Origin of the sequence: Amycolatopsis rhabdoformis (genome assembly GCF_035918295.1) — a bacterium.
GTDB classification, from domain to species: Bacteria; Actinomycetota; Actinomycetes; order Mycobacteriales; family Pseudonocardiaceae; genus Amycolatopsis; species Amycolatopsis rhabdoformis.
Window position 1 is genome coordinate 9,867,614 of the sequence record NZ_CP142149.1, and the last position, 25,659, is coordinate 9,893,272.

The following is a 25,659-nucleotide window of genomic DNA, read 5'->3' on the forward strand; positions in this document are numbered from 1 at the left end:
GCGCCTTTCAAGACACCCCCAGTGCACGTGCCCAGAGGGGGGTGAGCACATGCGGCGACCGCAAGCGTGCCTGGTGGTGGTTGGTGAAGGTGTTGAGGAACTGTTGAATCCGCTGGTCAGCGACTGGTCCGGGGGAGCTGCGAACGCGGGCCTCGCTCGCTCATTGTCGGCTTCATCAGTGCGCCGAACGGCTGAAGTCTGTGGTTGACCGGAGACCGCCGTGCACCGGGGCTGGCAATATCGATCATCTGATCACGGGGGGGAGTGGTTCGGTTGCCGTTCGCTCACTGTGGTCGATGTTGCCTCCGTGTTCCGTTAACGGCTCGCGGTCTCTTGCCCACTCACTACGGAAATGACGCTCACGGTCTCATCGCGCATGGTGCGCAGAAACCCTGCAAGGGCTCAGGCGAAAGTTGGCACCGACTCAAGGTCCACAAGTGCGATCGTCCGCGCAGCGGTCAGGTTTGTCCGTGCTGCGGCCGGAAGCGCATGACACTGAACAAGAATGGCAAGTTTCCCTCGCACATAGCTCCAGATGGTTCGCGGTGCTCGATGTCCGATGCGAATAACCCCCGCCGGTGAACTACTAGGTCCGATCCTGATTCGTCGGTGCGGAACCGCCCTCGGTCCGGGTGACTATTCCCTTCAGCGTGTTGAATCCGCTGGTCAGGTTGGCAATGGGTCAGCGGCCCGTGCGCACCTCGACGATCGGCAGCCGCAACGCTCCCGGTGCGGTCGTCGGCACCACCGGGTCCCGGGGCGCCACGGGGGTGATCCGCCGGTACGCCTCGCCCAGGGCCGGGCGCGCGTCGGGTTCGCCCTTGTTGGGCCACAGGGCCAGGGCGCGCTCGGCTTGCGCGGTGATCGTGAGCGACGGGTTCACGCCCAGGTTCGCCGAGATCGTGGAGCCGTCCACGATGTGCAGGCCGGGGTGGCCGTACACACGGTGGTAGGGGTCGACCACGCCGGTGTCGGGGGAGTCGCCGATCACGCAGCCGCCGATGAAGTGGCCGGTGATCGGGGTGTTGGCGAGGTCGGTCCACGCGCCCTGCGGGATGCCGCCGATCTTCGCGGCCACGCGCCGCGTCACGTCGTGGCCGGCGGGGATCCAGTCGGGGCTCGGTTCGCCGGTGCCCTGGCGCGTGGTCATGCGGCGGCCGAGCAGGCCGCGCCGCGTGTAGGTGGTCACGGAGTTGTCGAGGGACTGCATCACGAGCAGGCCGATCATGCGTTCCGACCAGTGCCGCGGGTTGTGCAGGCGCGGCAGGTCACGCCACCTGCGCGCGAGCTCACGAAGACCCAGTGCCCACCGGCGTTTGCCGGGCACGGCGTCCACGAGCACCGTGGCCATCAGGCCCATCACGTTGCTGCCCTTGCCGTAGCGCACCGGCTCGACGTGCGTGACCGCGTCCGGATGAATCGACGACGTGATCGCGACCCCGCGGGTGTAGTCGGAATCCGCGCGCAGCGATCGGGCGGCGAGCACGGCCTCGGAGTTGGTGCGCGCCAGCACACCCAGGCGTGGCGACAGCGCGGGCAGCGTGCCGTCGTCGCGAAGCTGGTGCAGCAGGCGTTGCGTGCCCAGCGCGGCAGCGGAGAACACGACCTCGCGCGCGGTGAACGTGCGCCGGCCGCGCCGGACCCATCGGCCCGTGCGTTCGGTGGCGACCTCGTAGCCGCCCTCGACCGGACGCACGGAGACCACCGTGGTGAGCGGGTGCACCTCGGCGCCGGCCTGTTCGGCCAGGTAGAGGTAGTTCTTCACCGTGGTGTTCTTCGCGCCCACGCGGCAGCCGGTCATGCATTCGCCGCAGTGCGTGCAGGCGCGGCGTGCGGGCCCGGCGCCGCCGAAGAACGGGTCGGCGGACTCCTCGCCCGGGGTTCCGAAGTACACGCCGACGGGCGTACGCCGGTACGTGTGCCCGATCCCCATGTCCTCGGCGACCTCGCGCAGCACCTCGTCGGCCGGGGTGGTGAGCGGGTTCTCGACCACGCCGAGCATGCGTTTGGCCTGGTCGTAGTACGGCGCCAGCTCGGCCTTCCAGTCCGTGATGTGCGCCCACTGCCGGTCTTGGTAGAAGGTGTCCGGCGGCTCGTAGAGCGTGTTCGCGTACACGAGCGAGCCACCACCGACGCCGGTGCCGCTCATCACGAAGGTGTTCTTCAGCAGCGTGAGGCGCTGGATGCCGTAGAGGCCGAGTTTCGGGGCCCACAGGTACTTCCGCAGGCGCCACGACGTCTTGGCGAACTCGTGGTCGGCGAAGCGCCGCCCGGCTTCGAGCACGCCGACGCGGTAGCCCTTCTCCGTGAGCCGCAACGCCGTGACGCTGCCGCCGAACCCGGAGCCGATCACCAGCACGTCGTAGTCGGTGTTCACGAAGACGCCACCACCCGGAAGTCGGCCGGGTCCAGCACCCGGGTCCTGCGGTCGTACTCGGTCACCAGGCCCGGCCAGTTGGTGCTCACGCGGCCGTCGGCCTGGCGGTACCAGCTGGTGCACGAGCTCCACACGCTGTGCCCCAGCCGCTGCTGCACCTCGCGGTCGTAGCGCTCCTCGACCTCCGGCAGCACGTCCACATAGGACACCCCGGGCCGCGCGAGCTGTTCCACGGCCTGGCGGATGTAGCGTGCCTGCCGTTCGATCATGTAGATGATGGAGCCCGCGCCGAGGTTGGTGTTGGGACCGTACACGCAGAACAGGTTGGGGAAACCGGGCACCGTCATGCCGAGGTACGCGCGGGCGCCGCCGCGCCACGCGTCGTCGAGGCTGCGGCCGTCGAGGCCCAGCACCTTCATCGAGCCGAGGAAATCGGTGGCGTTGAAGCCGGTGCCGTACACGATCACGTCGGCTTGGTGCTCCACCCCGTCTTCGGTGCGCACGCCGCGGGGCGTGATCTCGCGGATCCGGCCGGTCTCGACTTCGACGTTGGGCTGCGCGAGCGCCGGCAGGTAGTCGTTGGTGAACAGGATCCGCTTGCAGCCCAACGGATAATCCGGCGTCACCTTGCGGCGCAGCTTCGGGTCCTTGAGGTGCCGGCGCCGCAGCTGTGCCGTGCGCAGCTCGAAGGCCTTGGCCAGCACGGGGTGGCGCGTCATCGCGTACGTCGCGTACTCGGCCAGCAGGAAGATCCGCAGGCGGCCGAGCAGTTGCGTGGCCGGCAGGCGTTCGAACAGGCGCTTCTGCCAGCGGGCGTAGCGCGTGTCGTTCTTCGCCATGATGTAGGGCGCCGTGCGCTGGAAGATCGTGACCTGCGCGGCCTCGCGCTGCAGCGGCGGCACGAACTGGATCGCGCTCGCGCCCGTGCCGATCACGGCCACCCGCTTGCCGCTCAGGTCCACGTCGTGGTTCCAGTGCGCCGAGTGGAACGCGACGCCCTCGAAGCTGTCGCGCCCCGCGATGTCCGGCAACACCGGCCGCGACAGCTGTCCGACGGCCGGCACGAACACGTCGGCTTCGAACGTCTCGCCACCGGCCGTCTCGACACGCCAGCGGCCCTCGTCGAAGGTCGCGGCGGTCACCTCCCGGCCGTACCGGATGTGCGGGCCGAGGTCGAAGTCGGCGATCACGCGCTTGAGGTAGGCGTGGATGTCCGGCTGCGGCGAAAACCGCTGCGGCCACCACGGATTGGGCGCGTAGGAGAACGAGTACAGCGGCGACGGGATGTCACACGCCGCCCCCGGGTAGGTGTTCTCGCGCCACACCCCGCCGGGTTCGGCCGCGCGCTCAAGGATCGTGAAGTCGTGGAAGCCGGCGCGTTTCAGCTCCACCGCTGTGCCGACCCCGCCGAATCCGGTGCCCACGATCAGCACCGACGGCGTCCTTGCCGTGTCGCCCATCCTGAGCAAGGTACCGACGCGTCCGCCGAGGTGGAAGGACACGAACGGTCAGAGAATCGAGAATTCCGGCCAACGTCACGCCGGCAGCAGCCGCACCTCGTGCTGCCGGCCCGGTTCCGCCCAGGCCAGCAGCCGGCGCGCGGCGCTCTCCAACGCGGCCGCGTCGCGTTTCGGCAGCCGTTCGTACGGCGTGAGCACGACGTTCGCGGTGTCGCGCGTGGTCTTGATCTCCCACGCGCCCTTCACGAAACCGCCGACCAGCAGGGTGCCCTTCACGAGGCCGTTCTGCGAGATCACGCGCTTGCGATGCTCGTCGGAGATCACGCGCGTGCGGTCGGCGTAGGAGAGCAGCGGCTGATCGAACGGTGCCAGCAGTCGCGGCGGCGCCGGGGTGTTCTCGTCGGGCACCGTCGCGTCGGGCAGGTCGTAGAGCGCACGCCCGGCGTGGTCGGAGTACTCGCGCAGGTCCATCCCGGCCACGACCTCACCGAGCTTCGTCAGGCCCGACCACGCCTGCACGTCGGCCACCGTCGCCGGGCCGAACGCCGCGAGGTAGCGCCGCACGAGCTGCTCGGCCGAAGCCACGGCGTCGACACCCGGCAGCCAGTGGTCCGCGACCTGGTACGTCGGCTGCCCGGCCTCGCCCCACACCCCGCGCGGCGGGATCTGCACCAGCGGCAGCAGGCAGCGCGCGAGGTGCGTCAACGCGTCGCTCTCGCGGTCGGGCCACCGCTCGGCCAGCGCGGTACCCAGCTGCGTGCTCGTGTGCGGGCGGCTGGCGAGCAGTTCACGGGTCGCGGTGGCTACCGCCGTGTGGTCGAGGCCGGCCACGCGCGCCGCGTGCAGCTGGTTGGTGCGCAGGTCGCGGTCCATCACCGGCTGCACGAGCGGACGCCAGGCCAGCGCGTCGGCCGCCGTGACCAGGTGCACGGTGCCGCGCATCAGCACGAGCCGCACCACACTGCGGTCGAGCAGCAGCTGGGCCAGGTCGTGCGGGTTGAAGCCGTGCAGCCGGGCCCACAGCGCGTAGTACGGCGGAAACGGTGCCTGCGCCTGCAGCCCCGCGAGGTGCTCGACGGCCGCCAGCGCGGGCATCGTCGCCCGGCGCAGCAGCAGCTGCCGGTCGAGCGTCGCGCGGTTGAGGGCACGCAGGCTCAGCTTCATGCGGCGAGCGTAACGGGCATTGCGGACAGTTTCTGACCCCAACTTCCGGGGTCGAGCCCCAGGCCTCTGGACCCTCAAGGCAGCCTTGGCGAGCACGGAGGGCCGGGCCTGATCCATAATTCCGGCCATGGCAGAGCTGGCAGCCCCCGCGGTCCGCGACTGGGACTTCCCCCGCGGCACCGCCAGCGTGCTGCTCATGCTCGGGTTCGCCGAGGACCACGGCGTGCCCGCCGCGAAACTGCTGCCCGGCACCCCGCGCGAAGCGCTGACCGGCCCGGAGAAGCAGGTCGACGCGCGCCAGGAGCTGGCCGTGGTGCGGGCGCTCGTGGAGCACACCGGCGGCAGCGACGACCTGGCACTGGAGCTGGGCCGCCGCTACCGCGTGACGACGTTCGGCATCTTCGGCTTCGCGTGCATCAGCAGCCCGACGATGCGCGATGCGATGCTGTTCGCCTTGCGCTACCTGGACTTGAGCTTCACCTTCTGCATCCCGCACGTCGAGCTGGACGCACACGGGATCAGCCTGCTGATGGACGACACCCGCGTGCCCGCCGACGTCGCGCGCTTCCTCGTGTTGCGCGACCTCGCGGCCGTCCACACGGTGATGCGCGACCTCCTGCCGGACATCTCCGCGCAGGACCTGGCCTTCCGCCACGACGCGCCGGCCTCGACGCAGTCCTATGTGGACACCTTCGGCATCGAGCCGGCTTTTGGAGCCGAGCGCCACCGCGCGGTTTTCGACCCCGCCTTCCTCACCATGCCGTTGCCGCAGGCCAACGACCAGACCGTGGCCCTGTGCGCGGCGCAGTGCGACGCGCTCGTGGCGCGCCGGCGCGAGCGGTCCGGCATCTCGCAGCTGGTGCGCGAACGCCTGGTGCGCCTCGGCGGCGTCGACGCCGGCATGGACGAGATCGCGCGCCGCCTCGCCGTGAGCCCGCGCACGCTGCGCCGCCGGCTCACCGAAGCCGGCACCGGCTACCGCCAGCTGCTCGACGAGGTGCGCCAGACCCTGGCCGAGGAAATGCTCGACACCGGGGCGCTTTCGGTCGAAGACGTCGCCCTGCGCCTGGGTTACGCCGAGGCGTCGAGCTTCATCTACGCCTTCAAACGGTGGACGGGGACGACTCCGGCGGCGTACGCGCGCCGGTCCGCTCCGCGAGCACGGCCGGGTAGGTGACCTCGATCAGGTGCAGGATCGAGTCGACGAGGAACGTGAGCAGTTCGTCGCGCTTGAGCGTGCCGCGGATCAGCCACTCGCGGGACGCGGCGCGCAGCATCCCGCCGTACGAGCGGATCATCGCGCGCAGCTGCTCCCGGCCCTCGGTCACGTCGGTCATCAGCGCCGCGGCCAGCACGCGGTCGGCCGCGATGTCGTCGGCCTCCAGCATGATGCGCTCGATCTCCGGGTCGCGGCCGGCGGACTCCGGGCCGATCGCGGTGAGCCACGCGTCGCGGTTGCGGTCGACCACGTCGATCCAGCGCTCGATGCCCACCTCGAGGCGGCGCCGCACCGGGCCTTCGGGCAGCGCGTCGACCACGGGTGCGGGCACGATCATCATCTGGCGCACCACTTCGAGGTACAGCTCGCGCTTGCCGCCGAAGTAGTGGTTGATCAGGGGCCGCGCCACCCCCGCGGCCGCCGCGATGTCCGAAGTGGACACTGATGCGTAGCTGCCCGCCCCGAACAGGCGCCGTGCCACCGCGAGGATCTCGGCCCTGCGCTCGGCCGGTTCCAGCCGGCGCCGCGGGGGCCGGGTGCTGGTGCTCATCGGGTCAGCTTTCTCGTCCTCCGTCGTGCTGTCAACAAGTTGTTTACTATCCGTAAAGACTGTGTCCCACCGTGGTGCGTGAGGGTATTTGTACGGTCGGGAGGGGCCGTTATTGAACCGGAACAACCGGTCGGTAACTTCGCCGCCCGCTCCGACGACGGATCGGACGGGGGCTGGGCGCGGTGGGGTAGGAGCAGATGAGCGATGCGGAGGGTGGCACGACCCGGCCCGCCGGGCGCTGGGTCAGCGTGCGCTTGCAGCACCGCCAGGTGCGGGTGGACGACTCCTGCTGCGCCGGCGACTGCCTCGGCGAGTGCACGGCCGCGCTGTCCTACGACGGCATCGTGATCAGCAACTACGACCAGGGTGGCCTGGTCAGCGAACGCTGGATCCCGCTGGGCGCCGAGCCGAGCGAAGAAGACGACGAGGTGCTGATCGAGCAGCTGCGCGCCGCCATGCTGTGGCAGGCGCGCCGGCCGCCGCAGAACACCGCGGGGGAGTGATTCGCCGCCGGAGGAGACTTTCCGGCGGCGAGTGTCACAGCACTTGCCGGGCAGACAAGGAAAGGCCCGGCGAACCGTCAGGCGCGCAGGCCGTCGAACGCCATCTTGCACACGGCGTCGGCCAGCTCCGCCCCGGACGAACCACGGCGTGGCCGGTACCACTCGATCAGCGAGTTCACCGTGCCGAACAGCAGCCGCGCGGCCACGGCGGGCTCGATGTCCGGCCGCACGTCACCCTCGGCTTCGGCCTGCTTCACCAGATCCGTCACGAACCGGTCGAACTCGCGCCGGCGAGCCAGCGCCGAGCGTTCGACCTTCGTGTTGCCGCGCACGCGAAGCAGCAGCGTCACGAACGGCAATCGGTCGGCCAGCACCAGCACACTGCCGCGCACGAGGTGCTCCAGCCGGTCGATCGCGCGCCCGTCGAGCTGCTCGGTGGAAGCCGCGACTTCGAACAACCCGTCGAGCGCCCGGTCCACCGACAGCCGCAGCAGCTCTTCCTTGCTGGGCACGTGGTGGTAGATCGCCGATTTCGTGATGCCCAGCTTGCGCGAGAGGTCTTCCATGCTGGTGCCGTCGTAACCGCGCTCGTTGAACAGCTTCACCGCCACCTGCAGCAGCGATTCCAGGTCGTAGCCGGGCCGTCCGCGTCGAGCGGGCGGGGTGGTCACTGCTGGTCTCGTTCGTCGATCACCCGGCGCATCTTGCCCACCGAGCGCTCCAGCGTGTCCGGCTCCACGATCTCGACACCCACGGTCACGCCGACGCCGTCCTTCACGCCGGTGATCAGCGCGGCCACCGCGGCCGTGCGCGCGTCCTGCGTGGCGTCGTGGCGCGCCTCGACCCGCACGGTGAGGTGGTCGAGCCGGCCGCGTGTGGAGCGCACCAGCTGGAAGTGCGGGCTCAGCGACTCCACGCGCAGCACGATCTCCTCGATCTGCGTGGGGAACACGTTGACCCCGCGCAGGATGATGAGGTCGTCGCTGCGCCCGGTCACCTTCTCCATGCGCCGGAACGCCGGCCGCGCGGTGCCCGGCATCAGCCGCGTGAGGTCCCGCGTGCGGTAGCGGATGATCGGCAGCGCCTGCTTCGTGAGCGAGGTGAACAGCAGCTCACCCTGCGCGCCGGACGGCAGCACCTCTTCGCTGAACGGGTCGATCACCTCGGGGAAGAAGTGGTCCTCCCAGATGTGCAGGCCGTCCTTGGTCTCCACGCACTCCTGCGCGACTCCCGGACCCATCACCTCGGACAGGCCGTAGATGTCCACCGCGTCGAGCGCGAACCGCTCCTCGATCTCCGCGCGCATCTGCTCGGTCCACGGCTCGGCGCCGAAGATGCCGACCTTGAGCGAGCTGGCCCGCGGATCCACGCCCTGGCGCTCGAACTCGTCGAGCAGGGTGAGCATGTACGACGGCGTGACCATGATGATCTCGGGCTTGAAGTCGGTGATCAGCTGCACCTGCCGCGCGGTCATGCCGCCGGACGCCGGGATCACCGTGCAGCCGAGCTTTTCCGCGCCGTAGTGGGCGCCGAGCCCGCCGGTGAACAGGCCGTAGCCGTAGGCCACGTGCACCTTGTGCCCCGGCCGCCCGCCCGCCGCGCGGATCGAGCGCGCCATCACCGTGGCCCAGGTGTCGATGTCCTGCTCGGTGTAGCCGACCACGGTCGGCTTGCCGGTGGTGCCGCTCGAGGCGTGGATGCGCCGCACCTGCTCCTGCGGCACGGCGAACATGCCGAACGGGTAGTTGTCGCGCAGGTCGGCCTTGGTCGTGAAGGGGAACTTCGCGAGGTCGGCCAGCTCCTTGCAGTCGTCCGGGTGCACGCCCGTCTCGTCGAACTTCTTGGTGTAGAAGGGCACGTTGGCGTAGGCGTGGCGCAGTGTCCACTGCAGACGTTCCAGCTGCAGGGCGGCGAGCTCGTCCGCGGACAGCTGTTCGGCGGTGTCGTTCATCGGTTTTCCCGGCTCTTCTCGATGACGCGGCTGCGGCCGCGGAACTCGGCGACGACCTCGGGCCCGGCGGGGGTGTCCCGGTGCACGGTGACGTCGTAGATGCCGTTGCGGCCGTAGCGGGTGCGCTCGGTGGCGGTGGCGGTGAGGTGGTCGCCGAGGCGCCCGGCCGCGACGAAGGAGATCTCCGCGCCGGCGGCGACGGTGACCGGTCCGTGGGTGTTGCAGGCGAGGGCGAAGGCGGTGTCGGCGAGCAGGAACAGGTAGCCGCCGTGGGCGATGTCGTGGCCGTTGACCATCGACTCCGTCACCTTCATCGTGGCGACCGCGCGGCCGTCCGCGGCTTCGACCAGCTCGATGCCGAGGCCCTTCGACGCCTCGTCGGTGTCGAACATGGCGTGGGCCGCGTTGCGCGTGGTCACGTTCGGTTGCCTCCGGGTGAGCGAGCGGTGAGTAACTGACCGAATGGCCGGTAATCCAGGCCCGTCGTTAGTAAAGATGTGCCGCCACCGCCGTGTCAAGCACCAGGCCTTCCGATCGGGCGGGGAAGCCGCTACGATGGAATTACTGAACGTCCGGTTGGTTATTCAGAGTTGGTGCACCACGACACGGTGAGAGGGTCGGGCCCCATGGTTTTGCTCCGCAGCTACGTCTCCGGCGGCTGGCACACGGCGACGGACGAGGGAGTGCCGCTGCACGACGCGGCGACCGGTGAGGAGGTCGCTCGGGTCTCGTCGACCGGCGTCGACTTCGCCGGCGCGCTCGACCACGGCCGCCGAGTGGGCGGTCCGGCTCTGCGTGAGCTCACGTTCCACCAGCGCGCGGCGTTGCTGAAGGCGCTGGCCTCCTACCTGCGCGAGCACCGCGAAGAGCTGTACGCGGTGTCGGCGCGCACCGGCGCCACGCTGGGCGACTCGAAGTTCGACGTCGACGGCGGCATCGGCGTGCTGTTCACCTACGCGTCGAAGGGCAAGCGCGAGCTGCCCAACGACACCGTGTACATCGACGGCGCGGTGGAGCCGATGAGCAAGGGCGGCACCTTCGTGGCGCAGCACATCGCCGTGCCGCTGCAGGGTGTCGCGATCCAGATCAACGCGTTCAACTTCCCGGTGTGGGGGCCGCTCGAGAAGTTCGCGCCCGCGTTCCTCGCCGGCGTGCCGAGCCTGGTCAAGCCCGCGAGCCAGACGGCCTACCTCACCGCCAAGCTCGTGGAGCTCATCATCGAGTCGGGCATCCTGCCCGAGGGTTCGCTGCAGTTCATCGCCGGCAGCGTCGGCGACCTGCTCGACCACGTGACCGCGCAGGACCTGGTGTCCTTCACCGGTTCCGCGTCCACCGCGCAGAAGCTGCGCGCGCACCCGGCGATCGTGCGCAACTCCGTGCGCTTCAACGCCGAGGCCGATTCGCTGAACTGCTCGATCCTCGCGCCCGACGCGCGGCCGAGCACGCCGGAGTTCGACCTGTTCGTGAAGCAGCTCGTGTCCGAAATGACGGTGAAGGCGGGCCAGAAGTGCACCGCCATCCGCCGCGCGTTCGTGCCGGCGGAGATGCTCGACGACGTCGCCGAGGCCGCGAGCGCGCGCCTGGCGAAGGTCGTGGTGGGCAACCCGAGTGCCGAGGGCGTGCGGATGGGGGCGCTGGCCAGCCTGGAGCAGCGGGAAGAGGTCCGCCGTTCGCTCAAGGCCCTGCTCGACGCCGGCAGCGTCGTCTACGGCGACCCCGAGCACGTGGACGTGGTGGGCGCCGACGAGGCGACCGGCGCGTTCCTGTCGCCGGTGCTGCTCAAGGCCGACCCGCAGCGCTCCGAGCCCCACGAGGTCGAGGCGTTCGGGCCCGTGTCCACGCTGATGCCCTACACCTCGATCGAGCAGGTCATCGACTTCGCCGCCCGCGGTGGCGGCTCGCTGGCCGGCTCGATCGTGACCGGCGACCCGGAGTTCGCGCGCCGCGTGGTGCTCGGGGTCGCGCCGTTCCACGGCCGGCTGCTGGTGCTCGACGCCGACGACGCGAAGGAGTCGACGGGCCACGGCTCGCCGATGCCGCAGCTCGTGCACGGTGGTCCCGGGCGCGCCGGTGGCGGCGAGGAAATGGGCGGGATCCGCGGCGTGCTGCACCACCTGCAGCGCACGGCCGTGCAGGGTTCGCCGAAGGTCCTCTCCGCGGTCACCGGCCGCTGGGTCGAGGGCGCGCCGCGCGTGGAAGGCGAGCACCCGTTCCGCAAGTCGCTGGCCGAGCTGCGGGTCGGCGACTCGGTGGTGGCCGGGCCGCGCCAGGTGACCCGCGCCGACATCGACCACTTCGCCGAGTTCACCGGCGACACCTTCTACGCGCACACCGACGAGGCCGCGGCGGCCGCGAACCCGCTGTTCGGCGGGATCGTGGCCCACGGCTACCTGGTGGTGTCCTTCGCGGCTGGCCTGTTCGTGTCGCCCGAGCCGGGCCCGGTGCTCGCCAACTACGGCCTGGAGAACCTGCGGTTCCTCACGCCGGTCAAGGAAGGCGACTCGCTCACGGTCACGCTCACCGCGAAGCAGATCACCCCGCGCGTGGACCAGGAGTACGGCGAGGTCCGCTGGGACGCCGACGTGGTGAACCAGAACGGCGAATCCGCGGCGAAGTACGACGTGCTCACCCTCGTGGCGAAGGAGCAATCGTGACCGCTGTTGCCTCTGAAGAAGACCTGCTCGGCCACTTCGAGCACACCATCGAGCGCGACCAGCGCATCGAGCCGCGCGACTGGGTGCCCGAGGGCTACCGCAAGACGATGATCCGCCAGATCGCGCAGCACGCGCACTCGGAAATCATCGGCATGCAGCCCGAGGGCAACTGGATCACCCGTGCGCCTTCCTTGCGGCGCAAGGCGATCCTGCTCGCGAAGGTGCAGGACGAGGCCGGCCATGGCCTGTACCTGTACTCGGCGGCCGCCACGCTGGGCGCCGACCGCGCGGACCTCACCGACAAGCTCATCTCGGGCCGGCAGAAGTACTCGTCGATCTTCAACTACCCCACGCTGACCTTCGCCGATGTGGGCGTGATCGGCTGGCTGGTCGACGGCGCGGCGATCTGCAACCAGGTGCCGCTGTGCCGCTCGTCCTACGGGCCGTACGCGCGGGCGATGATCCGGATCTGCAAGGAAGAGTCGTTCCACCAGCGCCAGGGCTTCGAGCTGCTGATGACGATGATGCGCGGCACGCAGCAGCAGCGGGACATGGTGCAGGAGGCCGTGAACCGCTGGTGGTGGCCGTCGCTGATGATGTTCGGCCCGCCCGACGCGGAGTCGCCGAACACGGCGCAGTCCATGGCTTGGAAGGTCAAGCGGCACACCAACGACGAGCTGCGGCAGCGCTTTGTCGACATGTCGGTGCCGCAGGCGGAGGCGCTGGGCGTCACGTTCCCGGACCCGGACCTGCGCTGGAACGCTTCGCGCGAGCATTACGACTTCGGCGCCGTGGACTGGGACGAGTTCAAGAACGTGCTGCAGGGCAACGGTCCTTGCAACAAGACGCGCGTGGAGCACCGGCGTCAGGCTCATGACGATGGTGCTTGGGTTCGGGAAGCGGCCGTGGCGCACGCTTCCAAACAGCAGTTGGGGGGTCCAGGGGGGCTCGCCCCCGGCCGGGGTCTGGGGCTCGGCCCCAGAAGACACAGGAGAGTTCGCGATGAAGCACGATTGGCCGCTGTACGAGGTGTTCGTGCGGGGCAAGCGCGGGCTGAACCACGTGCACGTGGGCTCGCTGCACGCCGCCGACGACCAGATGGCGCTGCACCACGCCCGTGACCTGTACACGCGCCGCAACGAGGGCGTGTCGATCTGGGTTGTTCGCGCGGACGACATCACCGCGTCCTCGCCCGACGAGAAGGACCCGTTCTTCGCGCCGAGCGGCGACAAGGTCTACCGGCACCCGACGTTCTACGACATCCCCGACAACGTCCCGCACATGTGAGGCCTTGATGTCCTTTGACAACGTGTATGAGGCCATCACCGAGGACAACGACGCCCGGTGGGCCTTCGGCACCGGCTTCGCCGACCCGCTGTCCGGAGTGGACACCACGGTTCCCTCCGGCGTGGACGCTTCGGCGCTGGCCGCCTACTGCCTGATGCTGGGCGACGACGCGCTCGTGTTCTCGCACCGCCTGCAGGAATGGGTCACGAACGCGCCGGAGCTCGAGGACGAGGTGGCGATCGCCAACATCGGCCTCGACCTGCTCGGCCAGGCCCGGCTGTTGCTGGCGCGCGCCGGCAAGGCCGACGGCACGGACCGCTCGGAGGACACGCTCGCGTTCCTGCGCGCGGAGCACGAGTTCCGCAACGTGCGGCTCGCCGAGCTCGGCGGCGGTCACTTCGGGCACCTGATGGCCCGGCTGCTCGTGTTCTCGACCTGGCGGCTGGCGTTGCTGCAGCAGCTGGAATCCAGTGTGGATCCGGTGCTCGCGGCGATCGCCGCCAAGGGCGTGAAGGAGCTGGCCTACCACCGCGACTACGCGGCTCAGTGGGTCGTCCGCCTCGGGGACGGCACTGCGTTGTCGCACGAGCGGATGCAGGAGGGCCTCGACGCGGTGTGGCCGTACGTCCACGAGCTGTTCAAGACGCACCCGCTGGAGCTGGTGGACGCGGCGACGCTGCGGCCGGAGTTCGACGTCGTGCTCGATCAGGTGCTGGCCGCGGCCACGCTGGAGCGGCCGACCGCGGGCGCGGTGGCCGGGGTGTCCGGGCGGACCGGGCGCGACGGCGTGCACACGGAGCAGATGGGGTTCCTGCTGGCGCAGCTGCAGAGCGTGGCGCGGGCGATGCCGGACGCGACGTGGTGACCGCGGTGTCGTCCCGGGCGCGAGCCGTGGCGGCGACCGTGACCGATCCGGAGCTGCCGATGCTCACGCTCGCCGACCTCGGCGTGCTGCGTTCGGTGTCCGTGCAGGACGGTCGCGTCACGGTGGCCATCACGCCCACCTACACCGGCTGCCCGGCCATGGACACCATGCGCGACGACCTGGAACACGCGCTGCTCGGCGCCGGGTACACGGACGTCGAGATCCGCACGGTGCTCGACCCGGCGTGGTCGTCGGACTGGATTTCGGCCGACGGTCGGCGCAAGCTCGCCGACGCCGGCATCGCGCCGCCGGGATCCGCGCCGCGGCGCGCGAGCGGACCGGTGCCGCTCACGTTGCCACCGCCCGCGTCGCGGGTCGCGTGCCCGCACTGCGGTTCGCTCGAAACCGAGGAGCAGTCGCGGTTCAGCGCCACCGCGTGCCGGGCGCTGCGGCGCTGCCGGGCGTGCCTGGAACCGTTCGAACACGTCAAGGAGATCTGAGTTGACCAGCACGATTTCCCGGCGCACCGGCTTCCACCCGCTCACGGTCGCCGCGGTCGAGCGGCTCTGCGACGACGCGGTCGCGGTGACCTTCGACGTGCCGGCCGAGCTGGCCGAGACGTTCGCCTTCGCGCCGGGCCAGTCCCTGACGTTGCGCCGCACGGTCGACGGCCGCGACGAGCGCCGGTCGTACTCGATCTGCGCTCCGGCCGGTGAGCGGCCGCGCGTGGGTGTGCGCCTGGTGCCCGAGGGCGTGTTCTCCTCCTGGCTGGTGCAGGACGTGCGCGCCGGTGACGTCGTGGAGGTCTCGGCCCCGACCGGCACGTTCACGCCGGATCTGACCACGGGCGGTCACCACGTGCTGATCGCCGCCGGCTCGGGCATCACCCCGGTGCTCTCGATCGTCGCCTCGCTGCTCGCCACGCCGGACGCCACCGTCACCGTGCTGTACGGCAACCGCCGCACCGACACCGTGATGTTCGCCGACGAGCTGGCCGATCTGAAGGACCGCTACCCGGCGCGGCTCGAGCTCATCCACGTCCTTTCGCGCGAGCCGCGCGAGGCCGAGCTCTTCACCGGCCGCCTCGACGCGGACAAGCTGCGTTCGCTGTTCGGCTCGCTCGTGCCCGTGGATTCGGTGGCGCATTTCTGGCTGTGCGGCCCGTTCGGCATGGTCACCGGCGCGCAGGAAGTGCTGGCGGCGCTGGGCGTGCCCGAGTCTTCGGTCCACCAGGAACTGTTCTACGTGGACGACGTGCCGCCCGAGCCGGTGAAACACGTGGACCCGGCCGTCGCCGGTGCCGCCTCGGAGGTCACCCTCATCCTCGACGGCCGCTCCACCACCATGAGCCTGCCCCAGGAATCGTCCATTCTGGACGGTGCGCAGAAGTTCCGGCCGGACCTGCCCTTCGCCTGCAAGGGCGGTGTCTGCGGCACCTGCCGTGCGCGGGTCACCGACGGCGTCGTCGACATGCGCCGCAACTTCGCGCTGGAGAAGGCCGAAGTCGACGCCGGTTTCGTCCTCACCTGCCAATCGCACCCGGCGAGCGAGCGCGTGACCGTGGACTACGACGCCTGATCAGCGCCTGCGCCGCCGGCGCCGGGAGCCCACCGTCAGGTCCTCGGGCGTCTCGGGCTCGGTGGCGGCGCGAGTCGTTTCGGGCAGTCCCATGGCCTCGGCCGCGCGTTCCTGCGCCGCGGCGAACCGGCCCGACGGACGGTCTTGCGCCCGCCGCAACGCCGAGGGCCGCAGGCGGTTGTACCCGCGCACCGCGACGGGCCGGCGCGTGCGCAGTTCGTACTCCGGCAGCTCTTCCAGCGCGGCCGCCAGCTCGCGGTCGACCAGCACCGTGCCGGGGCGGGCGACGGACGTGAGCCGCGCGGCGAGGTTCACCACGGAGCCGTAGACGTCGCCGAAGCGCGACAGCACGCGGCCCGAAGCGAGGCCGGCGCGCACGGCGGGCAGGTCGTCCGACGCGTCGGCGCGTTCGGTGAGGGTGAGGGCGATTTCGGCGCCGGAGCCGGGGGAGTCGGTGACGAAGAAGACCTCGTCGCCGATCATCTTCACGATGCGGCCGCGGTGGTCGGCGATCACGCCGCCGGCCAAGGACTCGAAGGCGTCGAGCACGTGGCTGAGCTCGTCCTCGTCGACCTGGCGGGTCATTTTCGTGTAGCCCACCATGTCGACGAAACCGACGATCTGCGGGCGCGCCTCGAGGTCCTCGTCGGTGGCGAACGCGCGCCCGGCGTAGGCCGCGAGGTGGCGGCGCCACACGAAGTTCTGCACCTGCTCCAGCTCCGGCAGCAGCCGCTCGACGAGCCGCGTCACCTGACGGTCGTTGCGCGCGAGCTCGGGGTTTTCCGTGATCAGCGTCCACAACATGTGCACCTGCCACTCGGCCAGCCGCGACAGGTGCTGGCCGAGCGCGCGCGTCACCGCGACTTCGAGGGTGCGCTCCACCAGGCCCGAGTCCACGAGCTGGTCGGCGGTGCGCATGGCCGCGACGTCGGCGTCGGTGAACACCACCTCGTCGTCGCCCGCGCCCGCGAACCCGAGGGCGCGCCACAGCCGGCGCGAGCGTTCCTCGGACACGCCCGCGCGTGCGGCCACTTCCAACCGCGTGTACTTGCGCGGCCCGCCCAGCAGCAGCTTCTCCAGCCGTTGCTGCAGATCAGGGGATTCGGCCACGGCTCAGGTCGTGTGCACGATCAGCACGTCGACCCCGGACTTGCGCGCCACCTCCGCCGGCACCGAGCCCAGGATCCGCCCGGCGAGCGTGTTGAGCCCCCGGTTGCCCACCACGAGCAGGTCGGCCGCCTTGTCGTGTGCGACCTTCCGCAGCACGTGCACCGGCTCCCCGGTCGCGGCCACCGTCTCGATGTCCTTCGCCCCGGCCTTCACGGCCCGATCGCGCGCACTCTGCAACGTGTCCTCCGCCGGCGCCGAGCCCACGACCTGGTACGCCTCGTCGCCGAGCTCGTCCTGCGCCTGCTCCACGTCGTGCTTGCTGGCGGGGTAATACGCACACACCACGACCAGCTTCGCCCCGGCATCCGCGGCCACCCCCGCCGCCCGATCCACCGCGGCGAACGACGAGTCCGACCCGTCCGTCCCCACCACCACGGTCCGATAGACAGCCATCCGAAACCTCCCGGCGATCCCGAATCGGAGCGACCTCGCCCCGCTTCCCGAGGCAACACCGCCCCGCTTGTCGGACGGAAGGCTACTCGCCAGTTCGCTTCCCCGCTGTATGCCGCTTCGCTTCGCATACCGCGGGTACGCGAACTGGCTGTGTCTTTGGCCCCGGCTCCGCCGGGGCGTGCGAGATCGCCCCAAGCCGGCTTGCGGATTGCGAGGTCGGATCGGCCGGGGCCGATCGCACCGCGCAATCCGCAAACCGGCGCGATCTCGCTCCGTGGTCGCCGTCAAGCCCTGGCCGAGTAAACATGCAACCCGGGTCGTGGACCCGGGTTGCATGAAGCAGGTTTGCTGCGGTGAGGTCAGTCTCCGGTGGGCTTGGTGCCTGGGCGGGACGAGGGCTGGCCCGCCTGGGCCTTCGGCTTCGGGACGTCGGTCGTGCGGAGGCGGACGGTCTTTTCGACCTCGCCCTCCGTCGAGGGTGAAGCAGCGGCCGGTACGGGAGCCGGGGCCTTCTTGGGTTCCGGCGAAGAAGAAACCGCCGCCTTGATGTCCGCCGGCACCACCGTGTCGGTTTCGCCCAGCACGTGGTGCGCCTCGGCCAGCACCGTGCGCGCCTGGCGGACCTGCTCGGCCAGGCTGGTGCGCACGTTGCGCAGCGCCTCCACGCGCTCGTTGGCCTGCGTGATGCGGCGGTTGGATTCGTCGGTGGCCGTGCGGACGCGGCGGCGGGCCTCGTCGGCGGCTTCGGCGAGGCGGGCGTTGGCCTCGGTGATCGAGTCCTGCTTGCGCTTGTTCGCGTCGGCCACGGATTCGCGCTGGCGACGTTCGATGTCGGCGCGCGCGGTGGTCTCTTCCTCCAGCACCTTGGCGCGGATGGCGGCCGCGTCTTCGGCGGCCTCGCGCACGCGGCGCTCGGCTTCGGCCTTCGACGCGGCTTCCTGCTCGGCCAGCACGCGCATCGCCTCGGTGCGGCGGGCGGCCATGGCGATCTCGAAGTCCTCTTCGACCTGCGTGCGGCGGGCCTCGGACTCGGAGTCGAGCCGGGTGCGCTCGGCCTCGGCCTTGTCGGTGATGGACTTGGCCTCGGCGCGGGCGTCTTCGAGGACCTTGCGGTGCTCGGCTTCCATCTCCTTGCGCCGCAGGTCGAGCTCGGTGAGCAGCTGCTCGTACCGTGCGCGCATGGCGCTGGCGTCGGTCTCGGCCTTGGCGCGGATGTGGCCGGCCTCGGCCTCGGCGCGCGCCCGCGTGTCGGCGGACTCGTCCTGCGCCAGGCGCAGCATGCGCTGCAGCCGCTCGGACAGCCCCTCGACGCTCGTCGGCGGCTGTGCCAGCCGGTCGACCTGGCCGCGGAGATCGGCGATCTCGCCGCGCGCGATCTCCAGCTGACGGGCCAGATCACCCGCCTGGGCGATGGCGGCGTCGCGGTCGCCGGTGAGCATCTTCAGGTCGGCGTCCAGCCGTTCCAGATGTTCGTCGACCTGCGCTCGGCTGTACCCGCGCTTCGCCACGTCGAAGCCGGCTCCCAGCGGCACAAGCTCCCGTTCCTCGCCAAGGCTCATGGGCCCTACCGTAGCCGCTACGGGGTCACGGACGGGTGAGCACCCACGGTGTCCGGCCGACCCTGCGCCGAGCGGCCCAACACAGTAGCCCGATGGCTGACAAGTCCCCTGGACGCAACTGTGACCAACCAATCTTGACCGGCCGGCCAATCAAGGCGCATGATCAGTGCAGGGAAACTTTTCCACCAGCAAGTTCTCCGGCGGAGGTGAGCACGAATGAGTGAAGTCTCGACGCGCGCCTGGACACGGCCCCACGATTGGGCCGAGGTCGTCATCGGTGTTGTCGCCGCTCTTTCACCCCTTTGGCTGAGCACGGACACGATGACGATGTGGACGATGGTGATCCTCGGTGCGCTGATCGCCATCGACGGCCTGGTGTCGCTCGCGACGCCCGGTGCCGTCTACGGCGAGGGCATCCAGATCGTCCTCGGGGTGTTGCTCTTCATCGCCCCGTGGGTGATGGGGTACACCGAGTTCAACGGGGCGTCGTGGACGTCCTGGGTCGCCGGTGCGCTCACGATCATCGCCGGCGCCGCCGCGATGCCGATGGCCAACGCCGCCCACCGGACGGCGATGCCGCACTGAAGGAGCTGACATGACGGAGGACTCGGCGAGGGAGCGGATCCTGCTCGCGGCGGAAGCGCTCTTCGCCGAGTCCGGCTTCGACGCCACCCCGACGTCCCGCATCGCGGAGCGCGCCGGGGTGCCGAAGGGTCTTGTCCACTACTACTTCCGCCGCAAGTCCGATCTGCTCGCGGCGCTGGTCGACCGCCTGCCCGACGAGCACATCGAGCCCGCCGCCGTGGTCGTGCCCGGTGACCTCGCCGGGTCGCTGCGCCGGCTGGTCTCGGAGCTCGACCGCCGCTTCACTGGCTCCCTCGGCCTGTCCCACGTGCTCTGGCGCGAAGCCGACACCCACTACGTGGTGCGCGACGCCCTCGGCGAACGCTTCCAGCAGCTCGTCGGCATCGTCCGCTCGGTGATCGTCGCCGCGACCGGCGGCCGCCTGGCCGTGTCCGACCTCGACAGCGCGTCCGGCCTGCTCGCCCGCGCGGTGAGCCACCGCCACGCCACGGCCCGCCACTCGGGCGACGACCGCCCCGCCGAGTTCGACGGCGAGCTCACCTTCCTGGCCAACGCCCTCTCGGCGAAGGCCGACAAGGCTTAGTGCGCGGCCTGGCTCCCGGCCGGTTCCACCAGCTCCACCAACACCCCACCGGCGTCCTTCGGGTGCACGAAGTTCACCCGGCTGTTCGACGTCCCGCGCTTCGCGTCGTCGTACAGCAGCCGCAGTCCCTGCTTGCGCAACGCGGCGGCGGCAGCGTCCACATCGGACACCCGGAACGCGAGCTGCTGCAGGCCGGGCCCGTTGCGGCCGAGGAACTTCGCGATCGTGGAGTCGTCCCGCAGCGGCGCGAGGAGCTGGATCATCGTCTCGGTGCCCGCGGTTCCGGGCGCGCGCAGCATCGCTTCGCGGACGCCCTGCTCCTCGTTCACCTCCTCGTGCGCGACCTCCAGGCCGAAGTGCTCCTTGTGGAACGCGATCGCCTCGTCGAGGTCCGGCACCGCGATGCCGACGTGGTCGATCGCGGTCACGAACGGGGTGAGCACGGCTTGGATGGACTCAGTGTTCATGGGGGCAGGATAAGCGCCACGACCCTGGTGAAGCCCCCTGAAAAGGTACGTGCGCCCCCTCACACTGGCTCCATCAAGAAGCCGCGGGCCCGGGTACAGTCGTGAGACTGTAGGTGTTCAGAATTCTTGGGAGGACGACGTGTCCGGTTCCGTGATCCTGGGCGCTGCCCGTACCCCCATCGGGCGGCTGCTCGGCTCGCTGAAGGACTTCACCGGTGCGCAGCTCGGCGGCATCGCGATCAAGGCCGCGCTGGAGCAGGCCGGTGTTTCCCCGTCCGAGGTCGAGTACACGATCATGGGCCAGGTGCTCACCGCGGGCGCGGGCCAGATCCCGGCGCGCCAGGCGGCGGTCGCCGCGGGCATCTCGATGGACGTTCCCGCGCTCACCATCAACAAGGTGTGCCTCTCGGGTCTCGACGCCATCGCACTCGCCGACCAGCTCATCCGCGCCGGCGAGTTCGACCTCGTGGTGGCCGGTGGCCAGGAGTCGATGACGCAGGCGCCGCACCTGCTGCCGAAGTCGCGCGGCGGCTTCAAGTACGGCGACGTGACGATGCTCGACCACATGGCCTACGACGGTCTCTTCTGCGCGTTCGACCAGGTCGCCATGGGCGCGTCCACGGAGAAGCACAACACCCGTTACGGCATCACGCGCGAGCAGCAGGACGAGTTCTCCGCGCGCTCGCACCAGCGCGCCGCCGCCGCCATCGAGGCCGGCTTCTTCCGCGAGGAGATCGCGCCGGTCTCGATCGCGCAGCGCAAGGGCGACCCGGTCGTGTTCGACACCGACGAGGGCGTCCGCGCCGACACGACCACCGGCGGCCTCGCCAAGCTGCGCCCCGCCTTCGCCTCCGACGGCACCATCACCGCCGGCTCCTCCTCCCAGATCTCCGACGGCGCCGCCGCCGTGATCGTGGCCAGCCCGGAGAAGGCCGCGCAGCTCGGCCTCACGCCGCTCGCCGAGATCGGCGCCCACGGCGTGGTCGCGGGCCCCGACGCCTCCCTGCACGAGCAGCCGTCCAACGCCATCCGCAAGGCGCTGGCCAAGGCCAAGCTCGACGTGAGCGACCTCGACCTGGTGGAGATCAACGAGGCCTTCGCCGCCGTCGGTGTGGTCTCGTCCGAGAAGCTCGGCCTGGACCCCTCGAAGGTCAACGTCAACGGCGGCGCCATCGCGCTGGGCCACCCGATCGGCGCCTCGGGCGCCCGCCTGGCCGTGCACCTGATCCACGAGCTGCGCCGCCGCGGCGGCGGCCTGGGCGCCGCGGCCCTCTGCGGCGGCGGCGGCCAGGGCGACGCACTGCTGCTGCGGGTTCCGGCAGCGAAGTAGCTTTTCCGACAGAACGGCCGGGCAGCGGTTTCGCTGCCCGGCCGTTCTGCGTTCGGCATCCGAGTGAATCCCGGCCAAGATCACCACGTCACCCTCTCTCTGCGCGATACTCCAAGTGCGGACAGTCACCACGAGGGGGAGCGAATGGTACTGAGCGCGCACGCGAAGAGGCACGTCCAGCGTCAGGCGTCGGAGTTGTTGGCGAAGCATTTCCCGACACTGGATCCGTTGCGGCGAAACGTGTTGAACGAGCTGGTGTCGCACACGGCGGAGGGTTGGCACCTCCTCCTTCGCGCTGATCTGCCGCGGTCGGCGGATCGGGCCGACGCGTTTCTGGTCGGGCGAACGGGGGTGTTCGCCGTCGTCGTCGCGGACCAGCCACCGGAGCAAGTGCAGCCGGTGTTGCGCCACGCCGAGGAACGGTTCGCCTCGATTCGCGGCTCGCAAGGCCGACTGGTCGCACCGACGGCGATCACGCTTGTGGTGGTCGGCGGCGTGAAGCGATCTCCCCGCAACTCTGGTGCGTTTTGGGCGTTGCCGGTCGCGGACTTGGATCAGCTGTTCCGCCGCGGTGACACGCGCTTGCCCCGCCGCCAAGCCGACGACCTTGCCCGGGCTGCGAACGATAGGTTGCCGGACTATTCGTTCTTCGTCGTCCAGCCGCCGGAACGCGAGCCCGAGCCCGAAGGCCTGCTGGCCGCGCAGGACGTGACGGAGGGTCAGCTCGCTGCAGCACTGGAGCGGCCGTTCGAGAGCTGGATGACCTTTCTGCACCCGCAGCAGCACGCCGTAGTCAAGCGTGACTACGGTGGCCCGGCACGCATCAGTGGCCCGGCCGGCACCGGCAAGACCGTGGTGGCGTTGCACCGCATGCGCCATGTCGGCCGCCGCAACGTCGGACCGCTGCTGTTCACCACGTTCGTGCGCACATTGCCCGCCGTGCACGAGAGCGCGTTCCGGCAGTTGGCCCCGGAGCTGGCGGAACGAGCGGAATTCCAGAACCTGCATTCCTGGGCGCGCACACTGCTCGTCCATCGCGAGGTCGAACTGAACGTGAATCCTGCCGCGATCGACAACGCGTTCGCCCGGGCTTGGCTGCGGCACCGGGGAGCGCTGCAGGAGATCGAGCCCGCCTACGACTACTGGCACACAGAGGTGGATCGGGTCATCAAAGGTCGCGGTCTGCGTACATTGGCCGAGTACAAGCAGATTTTGCGCCGAGGCCGTCGGCTCGCGCTCGGCGACGCGCAGCGGGAACGAGTGTGGTCGTTCTATGAGTCGTACCGCGACAACCTCGTCGCGCGCGGCGCGCACGACTACCACGACATGCTCATCGCCGCCCACGCCGAGCTGGTCCGGCAGCCGCTCGAAAGCCCGTACGCGATGGTGGTCGTTGACGAAGTCCAGGATGTCACCCTCACGGGGCTGCGGCTGCTCCGCGAGATAGCAGGCGACGGACAGAACCGCCTGCTCCTCGTGGGCGACGGTCAGCAGCAGGTCTACCCCGGCGGGTGGCGGCTCTCCGACGCCGGTATCCCAGTTCAAGGTCGCGGCGAAGTGCTGAAAGTCAATTACCGCAACCGATCGGGCATCCTCGACTTCGCGCGCCGCATCGACGCCGGAAACAGCGTCGACGACCTCGACGGCGCGGCGGGCGTCGTGCTCCGTGACGCCGAGGTGGTGAACGCAGGCGGCCGGGCCGAGACCTGGACGGGCCGCCGCACAGATCTCGCGGCGGCGCTGGTGGATACGTTGCGACCCCTCCCACACGGTCACACGGCGCTGATCACCTTCACCAAACACGACGCGGATGAGTGTCGCCGGCTCTTGGAGAGCGCGGGCGTGCCGACGCAGAGCCTCGAACACCACACGGGCGAACCGGATGACCGGGTGAAGGTCGGCACCGTGCACCGTGCCAAAGGGCTGGACTTCCGGGCGGTGCTGGCCGTCCAGTTCCCAGCCCTGGATTCTGCGAACAGCGATGCCGCTCGCCGGGAAGCGGCCGAGCTGCGTGACCGTCAGCGGCTCGTCGCAGCGACCCGTGCGCGAGATTTCCTGTGGTGGGGCGTGGTGGAGGGCGCGGCGTGACAGCTCGCGCCCTCCATCTCGTCTACGCGTGCTGAGCCGCTTCGAACAACGGCTTCGTAATCGCCTTCGTGAACTGCGGCCCCACCAGATACCTCGTGCACCCGGCATCACGCTCGCACGCGTGGCCGGCAGCGTCGAAGAAACCCGCCTCGGTGTTGTCCCCGACCACCACGCCCAGGCCGGTCTTCGGGTTGAAGTCACGCAATCGCGGCCCACCACTCGAGCCGCCGCCCATCACGCACGCGGTGCCCCACTGGTTCGGCGAGTCGGGGAAGTCCGGGGTGCCCAGCCATTCGCGCGTGGGGCCCGTGCAGAAGGCCAGGCGGGAGCCGATGTACTCCGGCAGGCCCTCGCGCGCGGGGTCGGCCGAGGCGCGCGGGTAGCCGAACTGGACCACGTTCGCGTCACCGGGGCGGTCGAAGCCGATCTGCTGCGCCGCGCCCACCTTGTCCTGCACCGGAATGCCGTGCGCGCCGCGGTTGAGGACCACGAAGGCCTGGTCGTAGGCGTCGAACTTCTGGCCGTTGATCTGGTCGTTCTCCAGCCACGTGCGGTCCGCGACGCCGAAGCGGCCGACGAACTTCCCGTACGGCGCCTGGCCGTCGTGGTAGCCCGGCACGAACATCGAGTGGGCGTTCCACTGGTCGTCGTTGCCGAGCAGGTCGGTGGAGTTCACGCAGTGCCCGGCCGTGACGATCGTGCTGCGGTTGGCGCTGTCGACCACGGTGGCGGTGCAGCTGGCGTCCTCGCCGTGGTCGGTGAAGAAGAGCCGGCCGACGGTTTTGGTCACGGCGTTCGACGCGGTCCACGGCGCGCCGTCCGGGCCGCTCTTCGGCGGGTTGTCCGACGCCGGCTGCGTGAGGGCGGCCATCCGTTCGGGGGTCCAGTAGTCGAGCACGGCCTGCTGGTCGGCCGCGGTCACGGCCAGCGGCTGCACCACCGGCCCGCTCGCGGCCGACGCGACCGCCGGCACCGCGAGCGCGACCCCCGCGGCCGCGACGACAGTGAGAAACACACGAGTGATCATGGCCGGAAACGCTAGGGAGGAGTTGTCAGGAGGCGGTCAGCGTTTCGTGAGCCTCCCACTTTCGCCGGATGCCGAATGGTCCGGACCCTGCTTATGCTTCCCTGATTCGTTCACTGGGAGGAAACGCATGAAGAAGCTCCTCGTCACCACGGTTGCCGTCGGTTCACTGCTCGCCGCGTTCGCGCCGGCGGCCGGTGCCGCGACCGTGGCGAACAGCGAGCCCACCACGACCCACGGCGCCTGCCAGTACACCGAAACACCGGACGAGCCGGCCGCCCGTCCCGTGCCCCTGCCGCCGGACCCGAGCCACACGCCCGACCGCGGCAAGGTCGCCGTCCCGGTGATCACCAACCAGGGGCTGCTGCCGCTCACGCTCGACCGCGCCGAAGCGCCGTGCACGGTGCAGAGCTTCCTGCACCTGGCCCGCCACGGCTTCTTCAACCAGACCACCTGCCACCGCCTCACGAGCTACTCGACGCTGAAGGTCCTGCAGTGCGGCGACCCCACGGCCACCGGCGAAGGCGGCCCGGGCTACAGCTTCCGCGACGAACTGCCCACCGACCTGCCGCCCTCGACCACCAACCCGGCGGCCCGCATCTACTCCCGCGGCCTCGTCGCCATGGCCAACGCCGGGCCGGACACCAACGGCTCCCAGTTCTTCCTCGTCTACGGCGACTCGACCCTGCGGCCCGACTACACCGTGTTCGGCACCGTCGGCCCGCTCGGCCTGAACACCCTCGACCGCGTGGCCGCCGGCGGCATCGTGCCCGACCCCGACGGCAACCTCACCGACGGCGCCCCGGCGCGCAAGACCGACCTGGAGCTGGTGCTGCCGCTCGGGTTGTAGGG

24 protein-coding genes and 1 pseudogene are annotated in these 25,659 nt (G+C 70.3%); 13 read left to right on the top strand and 12 right to left on the bottom strand.

Features of this window, described 5'->3' with window-relative positions:
• Positions 1 to 682 precede the first annotated feature (682 nt).
• The 3 genes from VSH64_RS45960 to VSH64_RS45970 all read right to left on the bottom strand — a co-directional run bounded on the left by VSH64_RS45960 (position 683) and on the right by VSH64_RS45970 (position 5,001).
• A complete protein-coding gene (locus VSH64_RS45960; protein WP_326569020.1) occupies positions 683 to 2,377 on the bottom strand; it encodes a GMC family oxidoreductase in 1,695 nt (564 codons plus the stop codon).
• Positions 2,374 to 3,837, bottom strand: coding sequence for a flavin-containing monooxygenase (locus tag VSH64_RS45965; RefSeq protein ID WP_326569021.1), 1,464 nt, complete (start codon positions 3,835 to 3,837; stop codon positions 2,374 to 2,376). Before VSH64_RS45965 ends, VSH64_RS45960 begins: the two co-directional genes overlap by 4 nt.
• Positions 3,838 to 3,912: 75 nt before the next feature.
• On the bottom strand, positions 3,913 to 5,001 hold the full coding sequence (locus VSH64_RS45970) for a winged helix DNA-binding domain-containing protein (protein ID WP_326569022.1): 1,089 nt from the start codon (positions 4,999 to 5,001) through the stop codon (positions 3,913 to 3,915).
• A 127-nt stretch (positions 5,002 to 5,128) separates the two neighbouring features.
• Between VSH64_RS45970 and VSH64_RS45975 the strand changes: the two genes are divergently transcribed.
• Complete coding sequence (locus VSH64_RS45975) at positions 5,129 to 6,178, top strand: AraC family transcriptional regulator (protein WP_326569023.1); 1,050 nt, start codon at positions 5,129 to 5,131, stop codon at positions 6,176 to 6,178.
• Here the strand turns inward: VSH64_RS45975 and VSH64_RS45980 are convergent.
• Complete coding sequence (locus VSH64_RS45980; protein ID WP_326569024.1) at positions 6,105 to 6,770, bottom strand: TetR/AcrR family transcriptional regulator; 666 nt, start codon at positions 6,768 to 6,770, stop codon at positions 6,105 to 6,107. The two genes, VSH64_RS45975 and VSH64_RS45980, sit on opposite strands and share 74 nt — an antisense overlap.
• A gap of 197 nt (positions 6,771 to 6,967) precedes the next feature.
• On the opposite strand from VSH64_RS45980, the gene VSH64_RS45985 reads away from it, so the two are divergent.
• Positions 6,968 to 7,273 carry a hypothetical protein gene (locus tag VSH64_RS45985; RefSeq protein WP_326569025.1) on the top strand — a complete coding sequence of 102 codons (306 nt, stop codon included), beginning with the start codon at positions 6,968 to 6,970 and terminating at the stop codon, positions 7,271 to 7,273.
• 77 nt (positions 7,274 to 7,350) lie between these two features.
• On the opposite strand, the gene VSH64_RS45990 is transcribed toward VSH64_RS45985, so the two are convergent.
• Genes VSH64_RS45990 through paaI form a run of 3 tightly spaced genes read right to left on the bottom strand, consistent with a single transcriptional unit; the run spans position 7,351 to position 9,616 of the window.
• Positions 7,351 to 7,944 carry a TetR/AcrR family transcriptional regulator gene (locus VSH64_RS45990; protein ID WP_326569026.1) on the bottom strand — a complete coding sequence of 198 codons (594 nt, stop codon included), beginning with the start codon at positions 7,942 to 7,944 and terminating at the stop codon, positions 7,351 to 7,353.
• The gene (gene paaK / locus VSH64_RS45995) at positions 7,941 to 9,224 is read right to left on the bottom strand and encodes a phenylacetate--CoA ligase PaaK (protein WP_326569027.1); all 1,284 of its coding nucleotides are present in this window, start codon (positions 9,222 to 9,224) and stop codon (positions 7,941 to 7,943) included. The genes VSH64_RS45990 and paaK overlap by 4 nt, the downstream gene beginning before the upstream one ends.
• Positions 9,221 to 9,616 carry a hydroxyphenylacetyl-CoA thioesterase PaaI gene (paaI, locus tag VSH64_RS46000; protein ID WP_326838217.1) on the bottom strand — a complete coding sequence of 132 codons (396 nt, stop codon included), beginning with the start codon at positions 9,614 to 9,616 and terminating at the stop codon, positions 9,221 to 9,223. The genes paaK and paaI overlap by 4 nt, the downstream gene beginning before the upstream one ends.
• Before the next feature lie 234 nt (positions 9,617 to 9,850).
• On the opposite strand from paaI, the gene paaZ reads away from it, so the two are divergent.
• The 6 genes and pseudogenes from paaZ (at position 9,851) to paaE (ending at position 15,608) form a co-directional block, all read left to right on the top strand.
• Positions 9,851 to 11,878 carry a phenylacetic acid degradation bifunctional protein PaaZ gene (paaZ, locus tag VSH64_RS46005; RefSeq protein WP_326569028.1) on the top strand — a complete coding sequence of 676 codons (2,028 nt, stop codon included), beginning with the start codon at positions 9,851 to 9,853 and terminating at the stop codon, positions 11,876 to 11,878.
• Positions 11,875 to 12,807, top strand: a pseudogene (gene paaA / locus VSH64_RS46010) (1,2-phenylacetyl-CoA epoxidase subunit PaaA); the annotation flags it as partial. The gene paaZ and the pseudogene paaA, both read left to right, overlap by 4 nt.
• 73 nt (positions 12,808 to 12,880) lie before the next feature.
• Positions 12,881 to 13,165: a 1,2-phenylacetyl-CoA epoxidase subunit PaaB gene (paaB, locus tag VSH64_RS46015; RefSeq protein ID WP_204097400.1), complete on the top strand. Its 285-nt coding sequence runs from the start codon at positions 12,881 to 12,883 to the stop codon at positions 13,163 to 13,165.
• A gap of 7 nt (positions 13,166 to 13,172) precedes the next feature.
• The gene (gene paaC, locus VSH64_RS46020; RefSeq protein WP_326569029.1) at positions 13,173 to 14,030 is read left to right on the top strand and encodes a 1,2-phenylacetyl-CoA epoxidase subunit PaaC; all 858 of its coding nucleotides are present in this window, start codon (positions 13,173 to 13,175) and stop codon (positions 14,028 to 14,030) included.
• On the top strand, positions 14,024 to 14,530 hold the full coding sequence (paaD, locus tag VSH64_RS46025; protein ID WP_326569030.1) for a 1,2-phenylacetyl-CoA epoxidase subunit PaaD: 507 nt from the start codon (positions 14,024 to 14,026) through the stop codon (positions 14,528 to 14,530). Before paaC ends, paaD begins: the two co-directional genes overlap by 7 nt.
• Position 14,531: 1 nt before the next feature.
• Positions 14,532 to 15,608 (top strand): 1,2-phenylacetyl-CoA epoxidase subunit PaaE, encoded by a 1,077-nt coding sequence (gene paaE, locus VSH64_RS46030; protein ID WP_326569031.1) that lies wholly within the window; start codon positions 14,532 to 14,534, stop codon positions 15,606 to 15,608.
• Here the strand turns inward: paaE and VSH64_RS46035 are convergent, their stop codons facing one another.
• The 3 genes from VSH64_RS46035 to VSH64_RS46045 form a co-directional block, all read right to left on the bottom strand.
• Positions 15,609 to 16,718, bottom strand: a complete 1,110-nt coding sequence (locus VSH64_RS46035; protein WP_326569032.1) for an adenylate/guanylate cyclase domain-containing protein — start codon at positions 16,716 to 16,718, stop codon at positions 15,609 to 15,611.
• A 3-nt stretch (positions 16,719 to 16,721) separates the two neighbouring features.
• Positions 16,722 to 17,171, bottom strand: coding sequence for a universal stress protein (locus VSH64_RS46040; protein ID WP_326569033.1), 450 nt, complete (start codon positions 17,169 to 17,171; stop codon positions 16,722 to 16,724).
• Positions 17,172 to 17,530: 359 nt separating this feature from the next.
• Positions 17,531 to 18,730, bottom strand: coding sequence for a coiled-coil domain-containing protein (locus VSH64_RS46045; RefSeq protein WP_407655611.1), 1,200 nt, complete (start codon positions 18,728 to 18,730; stop codon positions 17,531 to 17,533).
• A gap of 216 nt (positions 18,731 to 18,946) precedes the next feature.
• On the opposite strand from VSH64_RS46045, the gene VSH64_RS46050 reads away from it, so the two are divergent.
• Positions 18,947 to 19,315: an SPW repeat domain-containing protein gene (locus VSH64_RS46050; protein ID WP_326569034.1), complete on the top strand. Its 369-nt coding sequence runs from the start codon at positions 18,947 to 18,949 to the stop codon at positions 19,313 to 19,315.
• Positions 19,316 to 19,325: 10 nt separating this feature from the next.
• Positions 19,326 to 19,898 (top strand): TetR/AcrR family transcriptional regulator, encoded by a 573-nt coding sequence (locus VSH64_RS46055; protein ID WP_326569035.1) that lies wholly within the window; start codon positions 19,326 to 19,328, stop codon positions 19,896 to 19,898.
• Here the strand turns inward: VSH64_RS46055 and mce are convergent.
• Positions 19,895 to 20,365: a methylmalonyl-CoA epimerase gene (mce, locus tag VSH64_RS46060; RefSeq protein ID WP_326569036.1), complete on the bottom strand. Its 471-nt coding sequence runs from the start codon at positions 20,363 to 20,365 to the stop codon at positions 19,895 to 19,897. The genes VSH64_RS46055 and mce overlap by 4 nt on opposite strands.
• Positions 20,366 to 20,504: 139 nt before the next feature.
• Between mce and VSH64_RS46065 the strand changes: the two genes are divergently transcribed.
• Positions 20,505 to 21,695 carry an acetyl-CoA C-acetyltransferase gene (locus VSH64_RS46065; RefSeq protein WP_326569037.1) on the top strand — a complete coding sequence of 397 codons (1,191 nt, stop codon included), beginning with the start codon at positions 20,505 to 20,507 and terminating at the stop codon, positions 21,693 to 21,695.
• A 144-nt stretch (positions 21,696 to 21,839) separates the two neighbouring features.
• A complete protein-coding gene (locus tag VSH64_RS46070; protein ID WP_326569038.1) occupies positions 21,840 to 23,783 on the top strand; it encodes a UvrD-helicase domain-containing protein in 1,944 nt (647 codons plus the stop codon).
• 22 nt (positions 23,784 to 23,805) lie between these two features.
• Here the strand turns inward: VSH64_RS46070 and VSH64_RS46075 are convergent, their stop codons facing one another.
• Positions 23,806 to 24,810: a trypsin-like serine peptidase gene (locus VSH64_RS46075; RefSeq protein ID WP_326569039.1), complete on the bottom strand. Its 1,005-nt coding sequence runs from the start codon at positions 24,808 to 24,810 to the stop codon at positions 23,806 to 23,808.
• A 127-nt stretch (positions 24,811 to 24,937) separates the two neighbouring features.
• Between VSH64_RS46075 and VSH64_RS46080 the strand changes: the two genes are divergently transcribed.
• Positions 24,938 to 25,657, top strand: coding sequence for a peptidylprolyl isomerase (locus VSH64_RS46080; protein ID WP_326569040.1), 720 nt, complete (start codon positions 24,938 to 24,940; stop codon positions 25,655 to 25,657).
• Positions 25,658 to 25,659: the final 2 nt, after the last annotated feature.

What these genes read in the sequence shown, in the direction of transcription:
- VSH64_RS46080 (WP_326569040.1), top strand. Translation starts at nt 24,938, where the DNA reads ATGAAGAAGCTCCTCGTCACCACGGTTGCCGTCGGTTCACTGCTCGCC.
- VSH64_RS46050 (WP_326569034.1), top strand. Translation starts at nt 18,947, where the DNA reads ATGAGTGAAGTCTCGACGCGCGCCTGGACACGGCCCCACGATTGGGCC.
- mce (WP_326569036.1), bottom strand. Translation starts at nt 20,365, where the DNA reads ATGAACACTGAGTCCATCCAAGCCGTGCTCACCCCGTTCGTGACCGCG.
- VSH64_RS45985 (WP_326569025.1), top strand. Translation starts at nt 6,968, where the DNA reads ATGAGCGATGCGGAGGGTGGCACGACCCGGCCCGCCGGGCGCTGGGTC.
- paaI (WP_326838217.1), bottom strand. Translation starts at nt 9,616, where the DNA reads ATGTTCGACACCGACGAGGCGTCGAAGGGCCTCGGCATCGAGCTGGTC.
- VSH64_RS45970 (WP_326569022.1), bottom strand. Translation starts at nt 5,001, where the DNA reads ATGAAGCTGAGCCTGCGTGCCCTCAACCGCGCGACGCTCGACCGGCAG.
- paaC (WP_326569029.1), top strand. Translation starts at nt 13,173, where the DNA reads ATGTCCTTTGACAACGTGTATGAGGCCATCACCGAGGACAACGACGCC.
- VSH64_RS46070 (WP_326569038.1), top strand. Translation starts at nt 21,840, where the DNA reads ATGGTACTGAGCGCGCACGCGAAGAGGCACGTCCAGCGTCAGGCGTCG.
- paaZ (WP_326569028.1), top strand. Translation starts at nt 9,851, where the DNA reads ATGGTTTTGCTCCGCAGCTACGTCTCCGGCGGCTGGCACACGGCGACG.
- VSH64_RS45980 (WP_326569024.1), bottom strand. Translation starts at nt 6,770, where the DNA reads ATGAGCACCAGCACCCGGCCCCCGCGGCGCCGGCTGGAACCGGCCGAG.
- VSH64_RS46045 (WP_407655611.1), bottom strand. Translation starts at nt 18,730, where the DNA reads ATGAGCCTTGGCGAGGAACGGGAGCTTGTGCCGCTGGGAGCCGGCTTC.
- paaB (WP_204097400.1), top strand. Translation starts at nt 12,881, where the DNA reads ATGAAGCACGATTGGCCGCTGTACGAGGTGTTCGTGCGGGGCAAGCGC.
- VSH64_RS46055 (WP_326569035.1), top strand. Translation starts at nt 19,326, where the DNA reads ATGACGGAGGACTCGGCGAGGGAGCGGATCCTGCTCGCGGCGGAAGCG.
- VSH64_RS45965 (WP_326569021.1), bottom strand. Translation starts at nt 3,837, where the DNA reads ATGGGCGACACGGCAAGGACGCCGTCGGTGCTGATCGTGGGCACCGGA.
- VSH64_RS46040 (WP_326569033.1), bottom strand. Translation starts at nt 17,171, where the DNA reads ATGGCTGTCTATCGGACCGTGGTGGTGGGGACGGACGGGTCGGACTCG.
- VSH64_RS46075 (WP_326569039.1), bottom strand. Translation starts at nt 24,810, where the DNA reads ATGATCACTCGTGTGTTTCTCACTGTCGTCGCGGCCGCGGGGGTCGCG.
- paaK (WP_326569027.1), bottom strand. Translation starts at nt 9,224, where the DNA reads ATGAACGACACCGCCGAACAGCTGTCCGCGGACGAGCTCGCCGCCCTG.
- VSH64_RS45975 (WP_326569023.1), top strand. Translation starts at nt 5,129, where the DNA reads ATGGCAGAGCTGGCAGCCCCCGCGGTCCGCGACTGGGACTTCCCCCGC.